Raw genomic sequence first — 22,778 nt, 5'->3', positions numbered from 1 at the left:
TGACCGCCACCCCATTTCTGGACCAGCCAACGACTGACTATGCGGACCCTGCTCTTTATCCTCTCTACCCTGATCGCCGCCGGCCTCGCCGGCCAGCGCTGTCCGGCCGATTTTACTTACGTGACCACCTCGTGTAACGAAATCCGGTTCGTACCCACCTTCCCTACGGCGGGAAGCTACCAGTGGACTTTCGGCGACGGGCAGACCTCAACGGAGCGCAATCCTACCCACATCTTCGATGCGGAAGCCCCCGGTTCCTACACCTTCCCGGTGACCCTGATCACGGGAGGAAGCTGTGTGCCGGACACCACGACCCAGCTGATCACCGTCAGCCCCGACGTGCTGCCGGACCCCTCCATCGAGAGCATCGGCATCTTCAATTTCGTGAACTGCGCGCCGACCGACGATCCCAGTTACGATATCGTCATCGACAATACCTCCTCCACCCAATCCGACAACACCTTCTACACGATCGACTGGGGCGACGGCAGCGCCCTCTACGCCGATGCCGATTTGCCCGACGGCACCACCCATACCTACACCCAGGTAGGGCTTTACGACATCGTCCTGTCGGTGCGCGGCGCCAGCGGCTGCTGGGCGCAGGATACCTTCCCCTTCTTCTACGGCAGTAACCCGGGCGGTAACATCGTACCGGTGAGTAACCAGATCGCCTGCGTACCGGAGGATGTCCGCTTCACCATTTCCGGTACCGAATCCAATCCCCCGGGGACCACCTACAAGATATGGGTCAACGACGGGATAGGGGATACTACCTACTTCAACCACCCGCCGCCGAGCGAATTCGTCTACCACCTCACGAAGAGCCCCTGCGAGAGCGCGGAGACGAGCAACAACTATTTCGACATTCACTTTGAGGCCACCAACCCGTGCTTTACCCAGTCGGGGGGCACGATCATCCGCGCCAATAAGGTACCCAAGATGGACTTTACGGCCGAAGAAACCACCTGCGTGAACGGCGTAGTGAGCGTGCGCAATGAGTCTGAGCCCGCGCTGTACGCCGTGGGGGACGGCTGTAGCTTCGACATGATGACTCGGTGGGTGATCTCCGCCGACGAATCGAAGTACGAGATCGTTTCCGGTTCGGTCACCGACGAGGAGGGGCTGGACATTCGCTTCCTGGAACCCGGCGAGTACACCGTCACCCTTTACTACAATCCACGGTCCTCCAACGCCTGTAGTTCCCCACCCCTGAGCAAGGACATCTGCGTCCTCGGTCCTCCGGAGAGCAGCTTTACCGCCGTCAACGAGGATCCGGAGATCTGTACCCCGATGACCGTCCGGACCACCAACACCTCCGGTACCGCGGTGGACTGCAGTGGAGATATGAAATACACCTGGTTAGTCGATTACCTGCCCGCGGACTGCGGTTCGCAGGAGGCGGGCTATACGCTCCTGGGCGGGGGCAGCTCGGCAACCCCCTCCCTGACCGACCGCGACATCCGCATCCGGTTCGACTCCAGCGGACAGTACCGGCTGGGACTCGTAGCGACCAATGAGTGCGGCAGTGACACGAGTTACCAGAGCTTCACCGTGGCCGAAGGCCCCATACTGGCGATCCGGGAAATTCCCGACACCTGTATGCCCGGTCCCATCACCGTGGAGCCGTTCCTGACCATGAATGACGACTGTTCCGACCCGCCCACTTACGCCTGGGATTTCGGCGGCGGTACCGGCGGTGACCCCCACGCCCGCGTGCCGGGCCCGGTCACCTTCGACCGCCCCGGCACCTACACGGTTTCGGTCGCGGTGACCAACAGCTGCGGTACGGCTACGACCACGGAAACCTTCGAGATCTTCGGCGCGGCCATCCTGCCCACCATCGCCGTTACCCGCGAAACCTGTGCCTCCACCAGTATCGCCGCCAGCCTCGAGGGCGGGGGCAACGGTATGACCTTCCTGTGGACGGGTCCGGATGGATTCGTAGCCACCACCGCCTCCTGGGTACGCCCCCATGCCACTCCGGCCATGAGTGGCGATTATACCGTTACGGCTACCAACGCCCTGGGCTGTTCCGTTTCCGCTACCTACCCGGTCGTGGTGGAGGAGCAGGCGCCCGTGGAGGTGGTAGCCGGCGACGCGATAGTGTGTGCCGGTGAATCGGTGACGCTTACGGCCACGGGGGGTGCCACCTATACCTGGACCGGCGACCACCTGTCCGGGACTACCGGGCCGGAAGTGACCTTCAGTCACCACCGCCCCGGTCGCTATACCGTAATAGTACAGGGAACCGATCCCGCCGGACGCTGCGATGCGGCCGACACCATCAGTGTAAAGGTCAAGGCACAACCCATAGCCGACGCCGGGCGGTCGCGGGAGGCCTGCGTCGATCAGGAGATCCAGCTCAGTGGCCAGCCCTTCGACCGGTATGACCGCGGCCGGTGGTCGGGCGACTTCGTTGCCCCCGACGGCACCTTCCGGGCCGATACCCCGGGCACCTATACCGTAACCTACACCTACACCACCGACTCGGGTTGCTCCGATAGCGACCAGACCACCGTATGCGTCCGCGAAGCACCAGTAGCCGACTTCACCGTAGACCCCACGGATGCCTGTGCGTCCACGGGCCTGATCCTGCGTCCCGACAACCTGAGTACCGGCCTGGATGGCTGCTCGCCCGCCGAGGTACGCTGGATTGTTACCCCGGACGCCCCGGACTGCGGGCCCGGCGGATACGCCTTCATCGAGGGGACCTCTGCCAGCAGCCGTGAGCCGGTCATCGAGCTCACCCGGGCCGACGCCTACACCGTGACCCTCGAAATCATCAGCAGCTGCGGTACCAGTAGCAGCAGCATGCACAGCGAACGCGTCATGGTACTCGGCACCCCCGAGCTGACTATTACTCCGGTCGACACCCTCTGCGGGGCGCAGGCCATCAACTTCACCGCCAGCCGGGCTGATTGTAGTTCCCCGGTGACCACCTACGTCTGGAGCTTTGCCACGGCTACGCCACCGTCCACCTTTACGGGGGCCACGCCCCCCCCGGTACGCTACGAAGGCGGCAGCCACACGGTCAGCCTGACAGCCTTCACCGCCTGTGGCGCTACGACCGTCACCGAGACGTTCGTCGTGTCCCGCCCGCCGGCCATCGCCGTTAACCTGCCAAGGGATACCGTCTGTTCGGGTGATGTCCTCTCCGTAACCGGCGGGGTCACGGGTGACAACCTGGACCTGCGCTGGACCGCTTCCCACCCCGGCATCACCTTCAGCGATGCCGGCGCCCAGCGCCCGGAGATTTCCTTCGCCGGAGTGCCGGCGGGTACCTACCGCCTGGCGTTGCGGGCCACCAGCCCCGTCTGCGCGCCGGACGAAACGGAGTTCTCCGTGGTCGTGCAGGACCGTCCGGAAGTACGCCTGGACCGCATCGCGGATGCCTGTGACCGGATCGACGTCATGCCGGATTACGACCTCGGCACCGCCCCCCTCAGCGACGTACGCTGGGAACTAAGCGACGGGAGCACCACTACCGTGGTGGCTACCACTTCCGATCCGGGCACCCTGTCCGTGGATCGTCCCGGCACGTATACGCTCTCCCTGATTGCCACCAACAACTGTGGCACCACTACCGCGACCCGCACCTTTACGGTACACGATAGCCACGCTATCGACCTTTCGGTGGCCACGACGGACTACTGCCACGACGGAGATACGGAAATCGCCATCATCAACCGCAGTAGTGGAGCGGCGGGCAGCTACCAGTGGAAGGTGACCGACGCCACGGGAGCCGTGCTTACCCGCACCCGCAAGACCAGCCCGGTATTCACCCTGGGACAGTCTATCGCCCCGGGCACTTATACGATTACCGCCCAGGTACAGACCCCCGCCTGTGGAGTGATTACCTGGGACACCCTCGTCACGCTCACGGCTCCGCCGAGGGTGGAGATCGCGCCGATCGCGGTAGCCTGTGACGAAGACGGCTTCGACCCTACAGCCGACTATATGTCCGGTAGCGAGGGCATCGATTCCGTACGCTGGGCCTTCCCTGCGGGCAGCTCCCCGGCCTTCTCCACGGACCGCGACCCCGGTCGCGTGACCCTTTCCGGCTACGGCGACGACCTCACCGTACTCCTGAGCGTCTACGGGATTTGCGGCGAGGTGACGGATACCGTCACCTTCGACCGGCCCGCTCCTCCCCGGATCGACCTGTCGCTGAGCGATTCGGTAGCGTGTACCGGCGCGACCGTCAGCGTAACCAACGGTTCGACCGGCCCGGGTCTCACCTACGCCTGGAGCGTTGCCCCCATGGACGGGGTGACCATCAGCGATGCGACGGCCGCGGCCCCGGAAATCAGTCTGGCCGGACCCGCAGGAGCCTATACCATTACGGCAACCGTGTCGGATGGCGCTTGTACCAACGAAACCCGGGAGTGGACCGTCATGGTAGATGCCGCGCCGGTGGTCACCATCGCCAGTCTTCCCGACGGCTGTGACATCACCGAAGTACTTCCCGACATCAGCTACGGGGCCGATACCTCTCGGCTGGACTCCATCCGCTGGACGCTCACCGTTCTTTCGGGCGCGGACGCAGGTGCAATCATTTACTCGGGCGGCCACCGTGCGGAGCCGATTGACCTGACCGGCCCCGCTGCCTACCTGTTTATGGCCACGGCCTACAGTCACTGTGCCCCGCAGGGCATCAGCGTGCGGGACACCTTTACCGTAAACGAGCCCCCGCGTCCGGACCTGAGTCTGGACGGTGCGGACCTTTGTCCCGGGGAAACTATCACGGCACGGGATGCCGGCGGCAATGCCCCCGGTAGCGTCACCTTCCACCTGTTTCGTCCCGACGGCAGCCACCTGGCTACCCGGCGCGGCAGTCCCGTGACCTTCGAGCTGGTCGATAACCAGGCTCCCGGAGCGTACACCCTTCGCCTCGAGGTCGACAACGGAGCCTGCGGCATCGGTACCCGCGACACCATCATCACGGTCGGACGGGCACCCACCGTACGCCTGCAGCCGGTACCCGATGCCTGCGCACCGGCGGCCGTACGGTTTACCGCCGACTACTCCCGCACATCCGATGTGCGCTGGGTAGTGACCGACGAACTCGGTCAAGCAGTCTTCACCAGTACAGAGCTAACCCCCGATCCCGCCACCTTCGGGCCGGGCCGGTACCACGTGACGGTTACGGCAACCGGACCCTGTGGTACGGCCGTAGCTCGCGACACCTTCATGCTTACCGCCCCCCCGGTGGCGGACATCGAGCTAGTACAGCATGAGCTCTGCCTGACGGGCCCCGCCACCGTGACCGTACGCAATGGCACCCCCGGCGACGTGGCCTTCCGCTGGTCGGTGCAGCCCGCTACGACCGCCACGATCGACGACGACCGGTCTGCCACGCCGACCTTTTCGTTCGCTGCCGCGGGTACCTACGTTCTGCGGGCGGAGCTGGACAAGGGCTACTGTGCATCGGTCGCCTGGACCGACACGGTGCGGGTACGTCCCCAACCTGCTCTGCAGCTCGATCCGCTGGCCGACCAGTGTGCCGAGGCCACCCTTACGCCCCGCGCCGTCTTTACCCATGCCGCCGAGTACGATTCCCTGCGCTGGTACTTTCCCGGCGCGGACACCCAAACGTCCACGGACCGCCGCCCGAGCGGTATCCGCTACCGTACACCGGGTACCTATACCGTTACGCTGATCGGCTTCGGACGGTGTGCCCGCGATACGGTATCCGAAACCTTCGTCATCGACCCCATGCCGGAGTTGACGATGGGCGGCCGCGATACGGTCTGCATTCTGGATGGCGCCTTCGCGCTATCCGCTCCCCAACCGGCCGGTGGTACCTGGTCGGACGCCCGCGGGCGCCCGGGCATTGTTACCGAAGACGGACTTTTGGACCCCGTAGCGGCGGGGCCGGGCACCACGGTACTCGCCTATACTTACGCTTCCGGAGCCTGTTCGGTGACCGGCTACCGTGAAGTGGTAGTGATCGAACGGCCCGAAATACGGCTGACCAGCCAGGTTCTCGAGGTCTGTGAGACCGAAACGCACTTCGTCCTGGACAACGGCCGCCCGACCGGTGGCTGGTACGGAGGACCGGGGGTTACCGATCCGGCGGGCGTGATGGACCCCAGCAGCCTGGGCGCTGGCACCTATACCCTGACCTATTACTACCGACCGTCCGGAATGACCTGCTCGAACTCGGCCGACTTTACCGTCCAGGTCCGGCCCCGTCCGGTGGTGGGGATCGTAGGCCCCGATGCGGCCTGCCTCGGCGAGCCGGTTTTCTTCTCCGCCAGTGGCGCGTCGGGTGCCGATCTGCTCTGGCGTACCGACGACAGTCCCCCCGTCCGCCAACGCAACGTGGAACTCACCTTCTCCACTCCCGGTATTCATGCCATCCGACTGACGGCGACCGACCAGGCCGGCTGTTCCTTCACGGTAATCAAGCAAATCCGCATTTCCACCGCTCCGGAGGCCTCCTTCGTCGCCGAAGGCAGTCCGGCCTGCGCCGATGAACCCTATGGCTTTGCTAACCGAAGTGCCGCAAACAGTCCGGAGGCTACCTACTTCTGGGACTTCGGAAACGGAACTACCAGCAACTTGGAGCATCCGGAACCGGTCCGCTTCCCCGCGCTGGAAACCGACACCACCTACCAGGTGACCCTGCGGGTCAGCAACGCCTGCGGTACCGACACGTACTCCCTGCCGGTGTTCGTTCCGAGCGCCCCCGTGGCCGCCTTTACTCTTTCCGCCGCGGATGGCTGTTCCGACCTGGAGGTGGCATTCGACAATCAATCAGGGGGTTCCGGTCTGCGGTATGCCTGGTACATTGACGGCCAGCGCTTCTCCACCGCAGTACGTCCGCCCGTCCGCACCTTCGTCGCACGCGGGTCGGAAATCACCGAGTACGAGGTCAAGCTCGTCGTCACCAACAGCTGTGGTGCGGATAGCCTCTCGCGTACCGTACGGGTACAGCCCAGCGACCTTTCCGTCCGATTTACCGCCGATGCGGAAGACGGTTGCGCGCCGCTCACGGTAAATTTCCGCAACCTGACGCGCCCGGGTAGCGGGACCTCCTACACCTGGGACTTCGGCGACGGCTCGGTTTCCGAGGCGGAGCACCCCCTCCACACCTTTACGAATACTACCGGGCAGGTACGTACCTACACCGTTACCCTGACGGCCGATAACGGCTGCGCCCGGGAGCAGTACACCCTGCTGGTGACCGTCCACCCTGCGCCGCAGGTATCCTTTACGGCCGCCGAAACGGTATGTGCCGGGGAGGCGGTAGCCTTCCGCAGTACCTCGGGGAACGTCACCGGCCTGCGCTGGGACTTCGGCGACGGTCACACCGAGAAGGGGCCGGCCGCGCCGCGCCACGTCTATCCCGGCCCCGGCACGTACACCGTTACCCTGACCGCAACGGCCCCCGGGGTGGATTGTCCCGGTACGTTCACCCGCACCGTCACCGTGCGTGACCTTCCCGCGGCCTCCTTCGTCTTGGACCGCGCGAGCGGTTGCGCGCCGCTGGAGGTACGGCCCAGCAGCCAGTCTACCGGAGCCGGTACCCACCTGTGGGACTTCGGCGACGGGAACACCGCCGTGGGTGAACAACCGGCCACCCACACCTACACCGTACCCGGCGAATACCGGATCCGCCTGACGGTGCGTGACGAATTTGGCTGTGCGCAGGATACCGTCTTCGCTCCGGTGACGGTCCACGCCCTGCCCAGCGTAGCCTTTACGGCGGAGGCTGACAAGGCCTGCGGGTTGCCGCAGCAGGTGTGCTTCACCAACCGCAGCAGCGGGGCGGTGGGCTACGCCTGGAACTTCGGTAACGGAGAGACGACGGGCATCAACACCCCCTGCGTGACCTACACCGAAGCGGGCACCTACAACGTCAACCTGACGGCTACCAGTGCCTTCGGCTGTACCGCCGAAACCTCGGCCCCGCTGGCGATCTACGGCGAGCCGGTAGCGGAGTTCAGCATTCCGGACACGGCGGGCTGTACCGCCGGGGAGATGCCCTTTACCAGCGTCAGCTCCCACACGGAATACATTCACTGGAGCTTCTCCGACGGTTACTCCAGCGAGGAGGCCAATTTCTCGCGCCGCTTCGACGACCCGGGCAGCTACGACGTGACCGTCATCGTGGGCAACGGCAGCGGTTGCGCGGATACCCTGGTGGCGCGCAACTTCGTCGAGATCTACCCACGGCCCTTTGCCGACTTTTACTTCGACAATGCCCCGAACGAGCCGATGAACACCCTCCAGTTTACCGACCGGTCGACCAGTGACGCCGTGCGCTTCGGGTGGGACTTCGGCGACGGACACGGCAGCGAGGCACGCGATCCGGTCCACCGGTACATGTCAAGTTTTGACAAGACCGTCTGGCACTGGGTAGAGAATGCCTACGGTTGCCAGGATACCGTCACCAAACCGGTGGAGCTCGACCAGCTTGTGGGCCTGTTTATCCACAACATCTTTACCCCGGACGACAACACCGTAGCCGAGCAGTCCATCTTCAAGCCCAAGGGCATCGGCCTGGATGACTTCTACATTGGCGTTTACTCCCGTACGGGCCAGCTCGTCTGGGAATCCGACGCCCTCGACGCGGAAGGCTCACCTACCGAGGCCTGGGACGGCACCTACCAGGGGCGGCCCGCCAAGCCCGGTACCTACGTCTGGCGCGTACACCGCGCTCACTTCCGTAACGGCCGTAACTGGACCGGCATGCCGAACGAGCGGGGCGTGATCGCCAAATCGGGCTACATCACCCTCCTGCGGTAGGTACCTTGTCCGGGTAAACCGGACAACCTATCCATGGAGCTGCTACTCGCCAACATCGGGCGTCACGTGACGCTGGACCGCAGGGAAACGACCACATTGGCCGGTTTCCTGCGGTCCGGTAGCGTACGGCGCCGGGAAGTACTCCTGCGCGCGGGCGATCGCTGTGCTACGCTATGGTTCATTCAACGCGGCTCCCTGGGCTGCTACTACACTACCGACAGCGGGAAGCGGCTGACGGTGATGTTCGCCTTTGCCGACTGGTGGCTGACCGACATGAACTGCTTCATCAACAACTTGCCGTCCCAAACGACCATCGAGGCGCTGGAGGATACGGAGTATTGGATGATCAGCCGGACGGACTACGACCGCTTGTTTGAGGTTATGCCAAAGTTCGAACGGTACTTCCGGCTCCTTATGCAAGGGGGCTATATCCGGGAGCAGGTACGGGTGCAGGAGGCGATTTCCCTGCCGGCCGCCGAGCGGTACCGCCGCCTGACGGAGCGGTATCCCGACCTGGACCAGAAGGTCTCCCAGAAGCACATCGCTTCTTATCTGGGCATCAGCCCGAAAGTTCTGAGCACGCTGCGGCGGGAAGCCGCGGGGCAGAATCCTTAAGGTAGATTAAGGGTTTTCCAATCGGCGGGACTGACCTTTGGTCCAAACGATACGACCATGATGATCATGATATCCGGACCCTACCGCGGCGGGACCAGCGACGATCCCGGCCTGATCCGGCAGAACCTCGACCGCCTGCAGTCCTACGCCCTTCCCGTATACCGGCGGGGTCACGTGCCCATCATCGGCGAGTGGGTAGCCCTGCCGCTGATGAAGCTCGCGGGGTTGGAACGAGTGGGCGACGCCGTCTACGACGAATCCTACCCGGTAGCCCACCGCCTGCTGCGGAGTTGCGGAGCGGTCCTGCGCATACCCGGAGATTCGCGGGGAGCGGACCAGGACGTGGAGGTCGCCCGTAGCCTGGGCCTGCCGGTCTACTTTTCGCTCGACGAAATCCCCCCGGCCGATGCATGACCGCATTCGCAACGTCAGTTGGAAACTGCTATCCGACAACTGGTACACCCTGAAGAAGTACACCTTTGACTACCTGCGTCGCGACGGCAAGTGGGAACGCCAGGAACGGGAAGCCTACGACCGAGGCAACGGTGCCGCCATCCTTCTGTACGATCCGGAGCGCAGGACGGTGATCCTGACCCGGCAGTTCCGCCTGCCGACCTTCGTGAACGGTAATCCAGATGGGTTCGTGGTCGAGGCCTGCGCGGGTATCCTGGATGAGCTGGACCCGGAAACCTGCATCCGCAAGGAGGTACTGGAAGAAACCGGCTACCGGGTAGGCGAGATGGAGAAGATATACGAAGCCTACACCTCCCCCGGCTCCGTCGCCGAGGTACTGCACTTCTTTCTCGCCCGGTACCGGCCGGAGGACCGGGTGGCCCGGGGCGGCGGTCTCGCCGAGGAGCAGGAAGAGATCGAGGTCCTTGAGGTCACGTACGACCGGGCCCGCAATATGCTGGAGCGGGGCGAGGTACGTGATGCCAAGACGATCGTATTGCTGCAGCAGCTCTTCCTGCGGTGATGCTCCCGACGACATCGGATGTCCCGGACATCCGATGTGGTCTGGACAAAAAACCTCAAACCGGCGGTTACCAAACCGGGGTAAGTGATAAATGGGTAACGCCGCTCCCGCAGCGGTCGCAGTAAACAACTCCCACTATGACTACACGCTATTTCCCCTCACTCCTCTTCGTTTGCATCGGACTGCTGGCCCTGCCCGGCTGCAAAAAGGACAAGTTCGGCCCCACGACCAACGAGGACGGACTCACCCGCGACATCACCGACCTCGTACCCCAGAGCATCCTGGATGAGATGGAGACGCTCGGGATGCCGATCAACGGCGGCACCAACCCGCCGGACATCGAGGAAACCTACCTCGCCAGCGCATTCATACTGCTGGAAAGCAACCGCCCGGGCGATACACCCGGTATGAACTTCAGTGACTATTACGTCACTTTCTCCGACCAGGACAGCGAGGAACTGACCCTCAAGGTCGACTACCGCAACGGCGGTGAAACGGGTAGCGGCCTCGGCAGTTTCATCGTCGGCGACGACTGCTCCTTCTCGGTGTTTGTCGAAGTGGACAGTGAATACTTCGGGACAGAGGCGACCCTCGTGCACGTGATCTCCGGAGAGCTGACCGAAGGAGGCATCAACAACCTGCACTTTGCCAACTTCATGCTGGACAACAACGGCAACCCCAACGGCACCTGGATCGAAGAGGGCGAAGGCCGGGTGATCTACGACCAGGACGGATTCAGCCCCCAGCAGGGTACCCGCTCCCTGGGCTGCGACTAGGGAGGCATCCCCGACGGGCGGGTACCTATATTGGTGGTACACCAAGTCGACCCACTAATCATGCGTACCTCCCTTAGCCTGTTCCTTGTCCTGTTCTCCCTCGCGCTGTGTGCCCAGGAGCCGGACGTACTGGATTTCGAACTCTCCACCCCCTGGACCGACCGCGTCGACCGCGACCAGCCCTGGGACGTGTACCCCCGCCCCCAGATGACCCGCGGCGAGTGGACCAACCTGAACGGGGAATGGGAATACGCCATCACCCCCCTCTCCCAATCTACTCCCCCCCGGCGTTACGACGGTACGATACTGGTCCCGTTCGCCGTGGAGTCTAGTCTGAGCGGCGTCAAAAAGCTGGTCGGCGAAGAGCAGTACCTCTGGTATCGCCGGGAGTTTCCCGCGCCACGCCTCGGTAACGGCGATCGGCTGCTGCTGCACTTCGGCGCGGTGGATTTCCGCGCCACGGTCTACCTCAACGGCGAAGTGGTGGGGGGGCACGAGGGCGGCTATGTACCCTTTAGTTTCGATGTCACTCCCTTTCTAACGGGGCGGGGGACGCAGGTGCTGAGCCTGCGCGTCTGGGACCCAACGGACGCTGGCCTGCAACCCCGCGGCAAACAGGTCAACGCGCCGGGGGGCATCTTCTACACGCCCGTCACCGGCATCTGGCAGACGGTTTGGACGGAGGTAGTTCCCCGGGAACACCTCACCGATCTGAAAATCACCCCGAATGTCGATGCTTCCGCCGTGGACGTAGTGGTCCACACTTCCGGGCTCACCGCGGACCGCAGCGCAAGGGTGACCATCACGGACGCCACGGGTCGCGAAGTGGCAACTACGGATATCGACCTCCCCGCCGGGAGTCGGCTGGGTGCCGGCCGGGTAACCTTGCCAGACGTACACCTGTGGTCGCCGGAAGACCCCTACCGCTACGGGGTCTCGGTGCGGCTGCTGGACGGGGCTACTGCCCTAGATGCGGTAGGCAGCTACACGGGGATGCGGAAGATTTCGCTGGGCAAGGACGCCAACGGCCACACCGTCATGCTGCTCAACGATCAGCCCTATTTCCAGTTCGGTCCCCTCGATCAGGGGTGGTGGCCGGACGGCCTGTACACCGCCCCGACGCCGGAAGCGATGGTCTTTGACATCAAGATGACCAAAAAGTGGGGCTTCAACATGCTGCGCAAGCACGTAAAGACCGAGCCCGCTACCTTCTACCACGCCTGCGATACCCTGGGCGTGCTGGTGTGGCAGGATATGCCCAGCGGCTACATCAACGACCGGACGGGTGTATCGCCCGAAGCCGCCACCGACGCCCAACAGCCCTTCGCCGACCGCATACACTTCGAGCGGGAGTACCGCGAGATGATCGATGCCTACTATAATTTCCCCAGCATCGTCGTGTGGGTCCCCTTCAACGAGGGGTGGGGGCAGTACGATACGGAGCGGATCGCCGACTGGACCAGGAGCTACGACCCCACGCGCCTGGTCGATGCCCCGAGCGGCTGGACCGACCGCGGCGCCGGCGATATGTACGATGCCCACCTGTATCCGGGACCCGGCATGGAAGCTCCGGAAGAAGACCGCGCCTCGGTACTGGGCGAGTTCGGCGGATTGGGACTGGTTGTCGAGGATCACCTCTGGTGGAACAAGCGCAACTGGGGCTACCAGAGCTTCACCAACCAGGAGGAGCTCAATGGGGGGTTCAAAACCCTGATTGAGGGCCTGGCCGGGCTGCGTGCCGAAGGGCTTTCCGCGGCCGTCTATACCCAGACTACCGACGTGGAAGGGGAAGTGAACGGCCTGATGACCTACGACCGCGAGGTGCTGAAGCTGGATACCGTCACCGCTCCCAGGCTGTTCGAGGAACTCTACGCACCCGCGCCCCGCCGCCTGTCGCTACTGGACAAGTCGGAACACGCGCCGCAACGCTGGCAAATGACCACCTCGGAAGATGGGCAGTTACTGACCGGCGGTACGCTGCCGCAGACCGCCAACCTGCGCACCGTAAACGGTCCCTTTGCTACCTACGCCGACTTCTTCCAGCCCCGGGGCAACGGCTGGAATCCCGAACGGACGCTTTACCTCACCCGGACCTTTCGCGCGGACCGGACCCCCACCCACCTCTACGCCGAATACGTCAACGGCAGCGTGGACTTCACCGTATTCCTCAACGGAAAGGAAGTGCTGGACGTGCCCGTGGGCGGCGGTGGTTTCGGACACTATACCGTCCGGCGCATCGACGACGCGCTGGGGCAGCTGGAAAAGGGCGAGAACACCATCACGGTACGGGTGAAGGGGGTAGAGGATCGTAGAAATCTATCCTTCGACCTGGGGTTATTCGGCACGGAATAGGGCGGAGCGGAGCGGCCGGGAATCCGTATTGTCTCTTTTCGAGACAATGTTATACCTTACTGCAAACTGATGTTATGATCCCCCGTATCCCGAGTTTGCTATTCTGTCTTTTGCTGTTTGGGGCTACCGCTACCGCCGCGACGGTCGACACCATTCAGGTTCCCAGCACCGTCATGGGCAAGGACTACAAAGCCGTCGTTATCCTGCCCGACTCCTACAAAACGGAGGGGGGAGCGCATCCGGTCCTTTACCTGTTGCACGGAGGGCTCGGGCACTTCGACGACTGGATCCTCAAGTTGCCGGAGCCGGCTATGCTGACCCGGCTCGCTGACGAAAATCACCTCATCATCGTGATGCCGGAAGGGGAGTGGTTCAGCTACTACCTGGACAGCCCGGTGCTGGAAGACAGCCAGTTCGAGACCTACATCACCCAGGAAGTGATCGGCACCATCGACCGGCGGTACAAGACGATCGCGAGGCGGGAGGGCCGGGTGGTTACGGGGCTCTCCATGGGCGGTTACGGCTCCCTCTACCTCTCGGCCCGGCACCCCGACCTGTTCTGCGCGGCCGGCAGCATGAGTGGTGCCCTGAATCCGGATATGGCGGGCTGGAACTTGCCCCCGCAGGCTACCGAGGATGTGGGCCGCTCCTTCGCACGCATACTGGGTCCGAAGGAGGGCGGCCGGGAGGTCTACCGGGAAGCGAACGTGCTCTCCTACGCCGATAGCATGCAGGCCAACGACGTGGCCCTGATCTTCGACTGCGGAGTGGATGATTTTCTGATCGAGCCCAACCGCGAGCTCCACCGGCGGCTGGTATTCAACGGCACGCCACACGACTACTCGGAGCGCCCGGGCGGACATTCCTGGCCCTACTGGAGCAACTCCCTGCCCTATCACGTACTGTTCTTCCGCAAGGTGCTGGAGACGAACGGCTCGTTGCGTCCGCGCAACTGACATTACCGGGCAGCCGTGACGATCTACCCCACTTATGCGCCGGTTGCCGGTGTCTCGTGGGTTTCGTCTTCCAGTTTCTTCACCAAGCCCTGCAGGGTCAGTCCCTGCACCACGATCGAGAAGAGCACCACGATGTAGGTGATGCCGAGGATCAGGTCCTTGCTGATCTCCGGTGCCAGGCTCAGCGCCAGCGCGATGGAGATACCGCCGCGCAGGCCGCCCCAGGTCATGATGGTGGCCGCGTGGCGCTCGAAGGGGAAGCGCCGCTTGACGGACTCGATCAGCAGTTTGAGGGATACGAAGCGGGAAAGCACCACGATCGGGATCGCGATGATACCGGCTACGAAAATGAACCAGTGGAATTCTACCTGCAGGATGAATAGCCCGATCAGGAGGAACAGCACCGCGTTCAGCAGCTCGTCAACGAGTTCCCAGAACTTGACGAGGTAATCCTGCGTCGTATCGGAAACGGCCTGCCGGTCGTCGACCCCCCGGACGAGGGCAATGCCGCCGATCACGACGGTCAGCGGGCCGGAGATGTGCAACGAATTAGCCAGCGTGTAGCCCCCGAGTACCATCGCGAGGGTGATGAGCACCTCCGTCTGGTAATTGTCGATGGTGGAAAGGGCGAAGGACACCATTTTCCCCAGCAGGTACCCGAGCACCACCGCCCCGAACACTTCCTGCACGAAGATTAAACCGACAGACCAGGCAGTAATTTCCTCCGCCCCGGGGACCGGCACGGCAATCCGGGTCAGGATCAGGAAGGCCACGTAGCCCAGTCCGTCGTTGAAGAGGCTCTCGCCGGCGATCTTGGTCTTGAGCGACTCGGATATAGAGGTGTGCTCCAGTATGCCGAGGGTAGCCACCGGGTCCGTCGGAGAGATAAGCGCTCCGAAGATCAGGGCGTGCAGGAAGGGTATCGGCGTACCCAACAGCTGCAGCACGTAGTAGGTGAGCCCGCCCACCAGCGTGGCCGACAGCAGCGTGGCGCCGAAGGCGGAAAGGAGAATGGGGCCGCGTTGGGCCTTTAGCTCCTCGGGATCCAGGTTGATGGCGCCGGCAAACAACAGAAAGCTCAGGATGCCCTCGAGCAGGAATTCCGAAAAGTCGATCTGTTCCAAGACCTGGCGGTCGTACGCAATTACCTCCGGGTAAAAATGCCCGACGATCAGGACGACCACGGAAAAAAGGGTCCCGGCCACGAACAGCCCGATGGTAGCCGGGATCTGAAGAAAGCGGGTATTCAGGTAGCTAAATACGGCCGTGAAGACGACGAGGATGGCGAACAGGTGAAAAATATCCATACGGGGCGTTTTGGGAACACGCACATCGGATGTCCAGGACATCCGATGTGCAAAGGCTACTGCGGCAAGTCGTTGAAGGTACGCGCGGAATCGGGCATCGCGAAGAAGTCACCGCCGAGCTCCGGCCGGAAGGCGTAGTCGGTGACTTGAATATCGGTCACGCGCTCACCGGGGTCGCCGTCGTTCCAGTAGTTAGTGGCGTAGCCGGTGGGCAGGGTGACGCCGTCGACCTTGGTCTTGCCGGTGAGTTGCATCAGTTTTTCCGGCGTATGGCCGCCGTTTGGGAAGTAGCCGGGGTAGGATACTACGTACCGTAGGGCATCCAGCTGTCCGGTATCCGGGTTGAGGTAGAGCACGTAGTAATCGCCGTCGGCGTCGCCGGTACCGCTTTCGTAGGTCACGCGGACCATGTCGTACGTCGTGCCATCGAGGGAGGCGGGGGACAGGGTATCCAGGATGATGCCGGCGTCCGCCAGTACGAAGGGCAGGCCTACGAAGTAGTAGGGCGTAAGCGACCAGAACCGGGGGCTCATGCCGTCGATCCGCTCGCCCGTGGTGGACCAAGCTTCCGTACCGTCAAAACCGAACCGCTGCGTCGTATCGGTAGCCAGCAGGTGCACGGCACGGCTGTTCACGTAGTCGTTGTAGGCCAGGGTATTGCGGGGGGAGCCGTCGTCGAGGGGCTGATAATTGAAGTGGTAGTAGAGTGGGCCGTTTCCGTACCACGCTTCCAATCCACCGTGGGCCTCGATGGCGAGCAGCACCCGCCGGCCGGCGGTGTCGGCTTCCAGGCGTTCGTAGGCCGCTTCGATCCGGTCGGCGTAGGGGGAACCGGCTTCCTGGGCGGTGCCGTCGTCAGATGGGGCGCTCGATTTCGGTTCCGACGTACAGGCAAGGCAAAACAGCAGCGCGAGCAGGGGCAGGTAACGCATGGGCGGGGGTTTTCAGGGAGACAGCGGGGTAGGGGAGTAGGTTCGCGGCTGCGCGGAGTCGACATCGGATGTGCTGCACATCCGATGTGCATCCCCCGCTCAACCAATCCCCCCGCCCGGGCGTATTCCCTGCGTATGCGCCTGCCCGCCCTTTTTATGGCCCTGTTGCTTGTCGTTCTGTCGCTGTTCCCGTGCCAGGACCTGGCCGCCAACGACGTGGTGACGGGCAGTGACGCCCACCACGAGAACGACGCCCCCGCGGACCACGACGACTGCACCCCCCTCTGTAGTTGCGCCTGCTGCGGTACCGTCGTGACTGTTTTCGGTTCCGCCCCGGTCGCCCCCGTCGTGCTCCCGCTGCCCCCCGCCGGGCAAACCCGCCCCGACTGTACGCCAATCTGGACCCCCCTCCTGGCCGCGGCGTCCGACATCCAACCCCCCCGAAGCTAGTCTGCGAAACCACGGGATACCCCTGTCCACTTTACTCGGTTTTAGACTTAGCTTTTCCCTATGTTTGATGCAATTATTCGCTATTCCATTCGGAATAAGCTCCTCGTCGGCCTGTGCGTCCTCGGCCTCATCGTCTGGGGCATTTACTCGCTCCGGCAGATCCCCATCGATGCCGTCCCCGACATCACCAACAACCAGGTGCAGGTCATCACGACCTCGCCGACCCTCGCCACCCAGGAGGTCGAGCAGTTCATCACCACCCCCGTGGAGCTGGCCCTACAGAACCTGCAGGACCTGGTCGAGATCCGCTCCATCTCCCGCTTCGGCCTGTCGGTCGTGACGGTCGTATTCGAGGAGGACACCGACATATACCTCGCCCGCCAGCTCGTGAGCGAGCACCTGCGCGAGGCCGAGGCGAACATCCCCCCCGGCCTCGGCACCCCCGAGATGGCCCCCATCTCCACCGGCCTCGGCGAGATTTACCAGTACGTACTGCAGGTCGAAGAAGGCTACGAGGACGAATACAGCGATACGGAACTCCGTACCCTCCAGGACTGGATCGTGAGCCGCCAGCTCTCCGGCATCGAGGGCGTGGTAGAGGTCAATACCCTGGGCGGCCTCCTCAAGCAGTACGAGGTAGCCGTTGACCCGGTTCAGCTCAAGGCCATGAACGTGACCATCCCCGAGGTCTTCGCGGCCCTCGAGAACAGCAACGAAAATACCGGCGGGGCCTACATCGAGAAGAACCCCCGCACCTATTACATCCGCACCAACGGCATCGCCGGCACCCTCGAAGACGTCCGCAGCATCGTCGTGGCCGTGCGCGGCAGCCGCCCCATCCTGGTGCGCGACGTCGCTACCGTGGGCTTCGGGGCCGCCCCCCGCTACGGGGCCCTGGTGCGCAACGGTCACGAGGCCGTCGGTGGTCGCGTGATGATGCTGCGCGGCGCCAACTCCGCCGCCGTCACCGAGCGGGTGCGCGAGCGCGTCGCCCAGGTGCAAAAGTCGCTGCCCGAAGGCGTCACCGTCGAGCCCTACCTGGTGCGCGACAAGCTGGTCTCCACCGCCGTACGCACGGTGGCGACCAACCTCATCGAAGGCGGCCTGATCGTGATCTTCATCCTCGTCCTGCTGCTGGGCAACTGGCGGGCGGGACTGATCGTCGCCTCCGTCATCCCGCTGGCGATGCTCTTCGCCATTTCCATGATGAACGTGCTCGGCATCTCCGCCAACCTGATGAGCCTGGGCGCGATCGACTTCGGCCTGATCGTCGACGGGGCCGTGATCATCGTCGAGGCCATCGTCCACCGCCTCGGCGTGCGCCGGGCCGGGCAGACCCTCACGACGGCGGAGATGGACGCCGAGGTCGAGACCGCCTCCATCCAGATCCGCAGTTCGGCGGCCTTCGGGGAGATCATCATCCTGCTGGTCTACCTGCCCATCCTGGCGCTGGTCGGTATCGAAGGAAAGATGTTCCGGCCCATGGCGCAGACCGTCATGCTGGCCATCACCGGGGCGCTCATCCTCTCCCTGACCTACGTGCCGGCCGTTTCCGCCCTCTTCCTCAGTAAGCGGGTGGTCAGCAAGCGGACCGTCGCCGACCGCATCATCGGCTTCTTCCAGCGGGGCTACGCGCCGCTGCTGCGGACAGCCCTGCGCTTCAAGGCCGTTTTCGTGGTGGCCACCGCCGCGCTCTTTCTGCTCAGCTGGTGGCAATTCACTCGCCTGGGCGGCGAGTTCATCCCCACCCTCGAGGAGGGCGACCTGGCCATGCAGCAGATCATGCCGCCGGGCACGTCCCTGGCCGAGAGCGTCGACATGACCGAGAAGGTGCAGCGTCGTATCCTGGAAAAGATTCCCGAAGTGATGGACGTGGTCACCTCCATCGGCTCGGCTGAGATCCCTACCGACCCGATGCCCGTGGAGACCGGCGATTACACCTTCGTGATGCAGCCGCGCGACGAATGGGAGACCGCCAGCGACCGTCAGGGGATGTTCGAGGCGATCGAGGAGGCGCTGCGGATCTTCCCCGGCCTGGGACTGGAGTTTTCCCAGCCCATCCAGCTGCGCTTCAACGAGCTGATGACCGGCACCAAGGCCGACATCGCCGTCAAGCTCTACGGCCCCGACCTCGACCTCGCCTACCGCAAGGCACGCGACGCCCAGGCCCTCATTTCCGCCCTGCCCGGCGCCAGCACCGTCACGGTGGAGCAGACGACCGGCATGCCGCAGATCGTGGTCGACTTCGACTACGGTAAGCTCGCCCAGTACGGCCTGCAGGTCCGCGACGTCAACCGCGTCGTGGGGGCGGCCTTTGCCGGGGCGTCGGCGGGCACCATCTACGAGAACGAGCGGCGCTTCGACCTCACCGTGCGCCTGGGCACCGACGAGCGTACCGGCATCGACGACGTTGCCAACCTCTACATCCCGCTGCCCGGCGGTGGGCAGGTACCCCTGCGCGAAGTAGCCTCCGTACAGCTGAAGGACGCCCCCATGCAGATCAGCCGCGAGAACACCAACCGGCGCACCGTCATCGGCGTCAACGTCGGCGATACCGACGTGGAAACCCTGGTCGAAGACATCCAGCGTACCCTCGACGCCAACCTGGACCTTCCGGCCGGCTACTACCTCACCTACGGCGGGCAGTTCGAGAACCTGCAGGCCGCCTCCGCCCGCCTGGCGGTGGCGGTGCCCGTGGCGCTGGCGCTGATCTTCATTCTGCTCTACTTCACCTTCGGCAGCTTCCCGCAGGCGCTGCTGATCTTCGTGGCCATTCCGCTGTCGGCCATCGGCGGCGTATGGGCGCTGGTGCTGCGCGATATGCCCTTCAGCATCTCGGCGGGTATCGGCTTCATCGCCCTCTTCGGCGTGGCGGTACTCAACGGCATCGTGCTGGTGGGCTACTTCAACCAGCTCAAGGCCGAGGGCTGGGACGACGTGCGCGCCCGCATCGTCGAGGGCACGCGCGTGCGGCTGCGGCCCGTCATCATGACGGCGGCGGTGGCCTCCCTCGGCCTCCTGCCGATGGCCCTGTCCAATTCGGGCGGCGCAGAGGTACAGCGTCCCCTGGCCACGGTGGTGATCGGCGGCCTCATCACCGCTACCTTCCTCACGCTGGTCATCCTGCCCATCGGCTACAGCTGGCTGGAGGGCTGGCAGCGCCGGCGGGGCACCGCCCGTGGACTGGTGGTCCTGCTGCCCCTGCTCTTCTGTGCCGCGGGCGCCACGGCGCAGGTGCAACGGCTTTCCCTGGAAGAGGCGGTGCAGGCAGGCTCGGCCGCCAATCCCGGTCTGCGGGCCGCCGACCGCCTCACCGCGAGCGGACGTACGCTACAGGACCTGCCCTACGCCCCCGGAACCACCGACCTCAGCTACAACGGCGACGGGCTCTTCCGCGCCAACAACCAGCGGGTCAACCAGCTCAGCCTGGTGCAGCGCTTCGACCACCCCGAGGCGCTCCGCGCCGCCAACGCCGTGCAGGATGCCGTAGTCGCCGGCAGCCTCGCCGAGCGGGAGTTGACCGCGGCCGAGCTGCGGCTGTCGCTGCGTACCCTGTACGCGCGCCTGCAGTACCGCGAGGCCCTCCACCGTCATTATCTCCGGTTGCTCGACACGTACCAGGAGTACTACCGCATCGCCGCCTCCCGGGCCGAAGCGGGTGCCGGCAGCCGCCTGGAGCCCCTGCGCATCGCGGCCGAACGCGAGGTGGTACGCCAGCAAGACGATGCTAACCAGATCTTGCGCGACGGCCTGCAGGAGCAACTGGGCCTCCTCACGGGCAGCGTAATCCTGCCCGCCGACACCCTTATCCCGGTGACCGCGTTCCCGCTGCCCGATACGGACGCGGAGCGAAACCCCGCCGTTGCCCTAGCCCGCCAGCGGGTGGCCGAGAGCCAGGCTGCCGTTGACGTGACCGCCGCCCAGACCCTGCCCGCCTTCCGCCTCGGGTACTCCGCCCAGCGGTTTGACCAGGGCGGCTACCTGAGCGGGCTCGAGGCTGGCATGAGCCTGCAGCTCTTCACCGGCCCGAACCGCCGGCGCGTGGAGGCGCGCCGCATCGAGGTGGAAGCAGCCGAAGCCCGACTTGAAAATACCCGGCTGGCCTACTCTCGTGACCGGGCGGGCCTAGCCGCCGAGATCCGGGCGGCGGCGGACAACATCGCCTTCTACCGCGACCGGGGTGACGGCACCGTAGCCGAAGTGGCCCGCGTCGCGCGGCTGAGCTACCGCGCCGGCGAACTGAGCTACCTCGAGGTGCTTGATGCCCTCCGTACACTGGCCGAAAACCGGCAGTCGCTTCTCTCCGAAACCCTGACCCACAACCTGGCCGTCTTCCGGCTCCAATACTTGCGCAATGAATAACCCCACGCCTAACCATTTCCCCGCGGGGCCCGGAAGCCGGAACCTGCTGTTGCTCCTGTTCCTGGCTTTCCTTGGCACCTGCGCCGCGCCGCCCGAACCCGACGCCTCCGCGGCGGCCCCGGCCGACGGGCACGTCGACGAGGACCACCACGACGGGGGCGGCATCCACCTGTCGACCGAGCAGATCGCCGCCATGGACATCGCCTTCGGCGACACCCAGCAGCTCAAACTCAACGATTACCTCACCGCCACCGGCAGCCTGGGCCTGCCCCCCAATGCCTACGCCGCCGTGAGCGCCCGTGCCTCCGGCTTCGTGCGCGACGTGGCCAACTACGTGGAGGGCGACTACGTTAAGCGGGGTGCCGTACTGGGCTACCTGGAGAATCCCGACTTCATCGACCTGCAGCAACGGTACCTGGAGGCGCAGGCCGAACTCACCTACCTGCGGCAGGACCTGGCACGGCAGCAACAGCTGTACGCTGACTCCGCCGGCGTGCTCAACACCGTCCAGCGCCTGGAATCAAGCGTAGCCGCCCGCACCGCCACCCTGGCCGGACTGCGGGAACGCCTGGAGTACCTCGGCATCCGCACGGCCGACCTGACGCCGGAAAGCATCACCCAACGGATCACGCTCTTTGCGCCGCGGACGGGCTACATCACCACCATCGCCCTGCACGCGGGGATGTACGTGGAGCCGAGCACGCAGCTGATGGAGCTCATCGATGAAGAGCACCTGCACCTGGAATTGGACGTCTTCGAGCGCGACATCGGCCGGGTAGAGGAAGGGCAGCGGGTCACCTACCGCATTCCCTCGCTGAACAATAAGGTCTACGAAGCCGAGGTCCACGTGATCGGCAAGGAATTCAATCCCGAGAACAAGACCGTCCGCGTACACGCCCACCTGGTGGGGGAGGAGCCGCCCTTCATCCGGGACCGCTTCGCCAACGCCCGCATCTGGCTCGACAACGCTACGGCTACCGCCCTGCCCGAGGGGGCCGTGGTGCGGGAGGGGGAATTCAGCTACGTCTACGCCGCCGACCCGTCCGCGGGGGGAGATGAAGTCGCCTTCACGCCCCTGCGCGTCACGCCCGGGGCGACCGAGGACGGCTACACCGCCGTACGCTTCGTGGATCCCCTGCCGGCCGGCCTGCGGCTGGTGACCGAGAACGCCTACTACGTACAGGCGCAGGGCATGGCGGGCGAGCTCGGGCACGAACACTGAGGCACCGCACATCGGATGTCCCGCACATCCGATGTGGGGGACATCCGATGTGCGTACCTTTGCTGCCCACCCACAG

12 protein-coding genes are annotated in these 22,778 nt (G+C 64.4%); 10 read left to right on the top strand and 2 right to left on the bottom strand.

The window, feature by feature from the left end:
- Positions 1-39 precede the first annotated feature (39 nt).
- From DQG19_RS05980 to DQG19_RS05950, 7 genes are all read left to right on the top strand, one after another.
- Positions 40-8,754 carry a PKD domain-containing protein gene (locus DQG19_RS05980; protein ID WP_116125330.1) on the top strand — a complete coding sequence of 2,905 codons (8,715 nt, stop codon included), beginning with the start codon at positions 40-42 and terminating at the stop codon, positions 8,752-8,754.
- A 33-nt stretch (positions 8,755-8,787) separates the two neighbouring features.
- Complete coding sequence (locus DQG19_RS05975) at positions 8,788-9,369, top strand: Crp/Fnr family transcriptional regulator (RefSeq protein ID WP_116125329.1); 582 nt, start codon at positions 8,788-8,790, stop codon at positions 9,367-9,369.
- A 57-nt stretch (positions 9,370-9,426) separates the two neighbouring features.
- Complete coding sequence (locus DQG19_RS05970) at positions 9,427-9,783, top strand: DUF4406 domain-containing protein (protein ID WP_116125328.1); 357 nt, start codon at positions 9,427-9,429, stop codon at positions 9,781-9,783.
- On the top strand, positions 9,776-10,345 hold the full coding sequence (gene nudK / locus DQG19_RS05965; RefSeq protein WP_116125327.1) for a GDP-mannose pyrophosphatase NudK: 570 nt from the start codon (positions 9,776-9,778) through the stop codon (positions 10,343-10,345). The genes DQG19_RS05970 and nudK overlap by 8 nt, the downstream gene beginning before the upstream one ends.
- Positions 10,346-10,482: 137 nt before the next feature.
- Positions 10,483-11,121, top strand: a complete 639-nt coding sequence (locus DQG19_RS05960; RefSeq protein ID WP_116125326.1) for a hypothetical protein — start codon at positions 10,483-10,485, stop codon at positions 11,119-11,121.
- Between the two features lie 60 nt (positions 11,122-11,181).
- Complete coding sequence (locus tag DQG19_RS05955) at positions 11,182-13,473, top strand: glycoside hydrolase family 2 protein (protein WP_116125325.1); 2,292 nt, start codon at positions 11,182-11,184, stop codon at positions 13,471-13,473.
- Between the two features lie 74 nt (positions 13,474-13,547).
- Positions 13,548-14,429 (top strand): alpha/beta hydrolase, encoded by an 882-nt coding sequence (locus DQG19_RS05950; RefSeq protein WP_116125324.1) that lies wholly within the window; start codon positions 13,548-13,550, stop codon positions 14,427-14,429.
- A gap of 32 nt (positions 14,430-14,461) precedes the next feature.
- Here the strand turns inward: DQG19_RS05950 and DQG19_RS05945 are convergent, their stop codons facing one another.
- Entirely contained in the window at positions 14,462-15,736 is a 1,275-nt protein-coding gene (locus DQG19_RS05945) for a cation:proton antiporter (protein WP_157974353.1), read from the bottom strand.
- 56 nt (positions 15,737-15,792) lie between these two features.
- On the bottom strand, positions 15,793-16,668 hold the full coding sequence (locus DQG19_RS05940; protein WP_116125322.1) for a DUF6503 family protein: 876 nt from the start codon (positions 16,666-16,668) through the stop codon (positions 15,793-15,795).
- A 135-nt stretch (positions 16,669-16,803) separates the two neighbouring features.
- On the opposite strand from DQG19_RS05940, the gene DQG19_RS05935 reads away from it, so the two are divergent.
- Genes DQG19_RS05935 through DQG19_RS05925 form a run of 3 tightly spaced genes read left to right on the top strand, consistent with a single transcriptional unit; the run spans position 16,804 to position 22,702 of the window.
- Positions 16,804-17,118, top strand: coding sequence for a hypothetical protein (locus DQG19_RS05935; RefSeq protein WP_116125321.1), 315 nt, complete (start codon positions 16,804-16,806; stop codon positions 17,116-17,118).
- Positions 17,119-17,178: 60 nt separating this feature from the next.
- Positions 17,179-21,480 carry a CusA/CzcA family heavy metal efflux RND transporter gene (locus tag DQG19_RS05930; protein ID WP_116125320.1) on the top strand — a complete coding sequence of 1,434 codons (4,302 nt, stop codon included), beginning with the start codon at positions 17,179-17,181 and terminating at the stop codon, positions 21,478-21,480.
- On the top strand, positions 21,473-22,702 hold the full coding sequence (locus DQG19_RS05925; RefSeq protein ID WP_116125319.1) for an efflux RND transporter periplasmic adaptor subunit: 1,230 nt from the start codon (positions 21,473-21,475) through the stop codon (positions 22,700-22,702). Before DQG19_RS05930 ends, DQG19_RS05925 begins: the two co-directional genes overlap by 8 nt.
- Positions 22,703-22,778: the final 76 nt, after the last annotated feature.

Source organism: Lewinella sp. IMCC34183 (assembly GCF_003390915.1).
GTDB lineage: Bacteria > Bacteroidota > Bacteroidia > Chitinophagales > Saprospiraceae > Neolewinella.
This window is presented reverse-complemented; position numbering and strand designations above follow the sequence as displayed.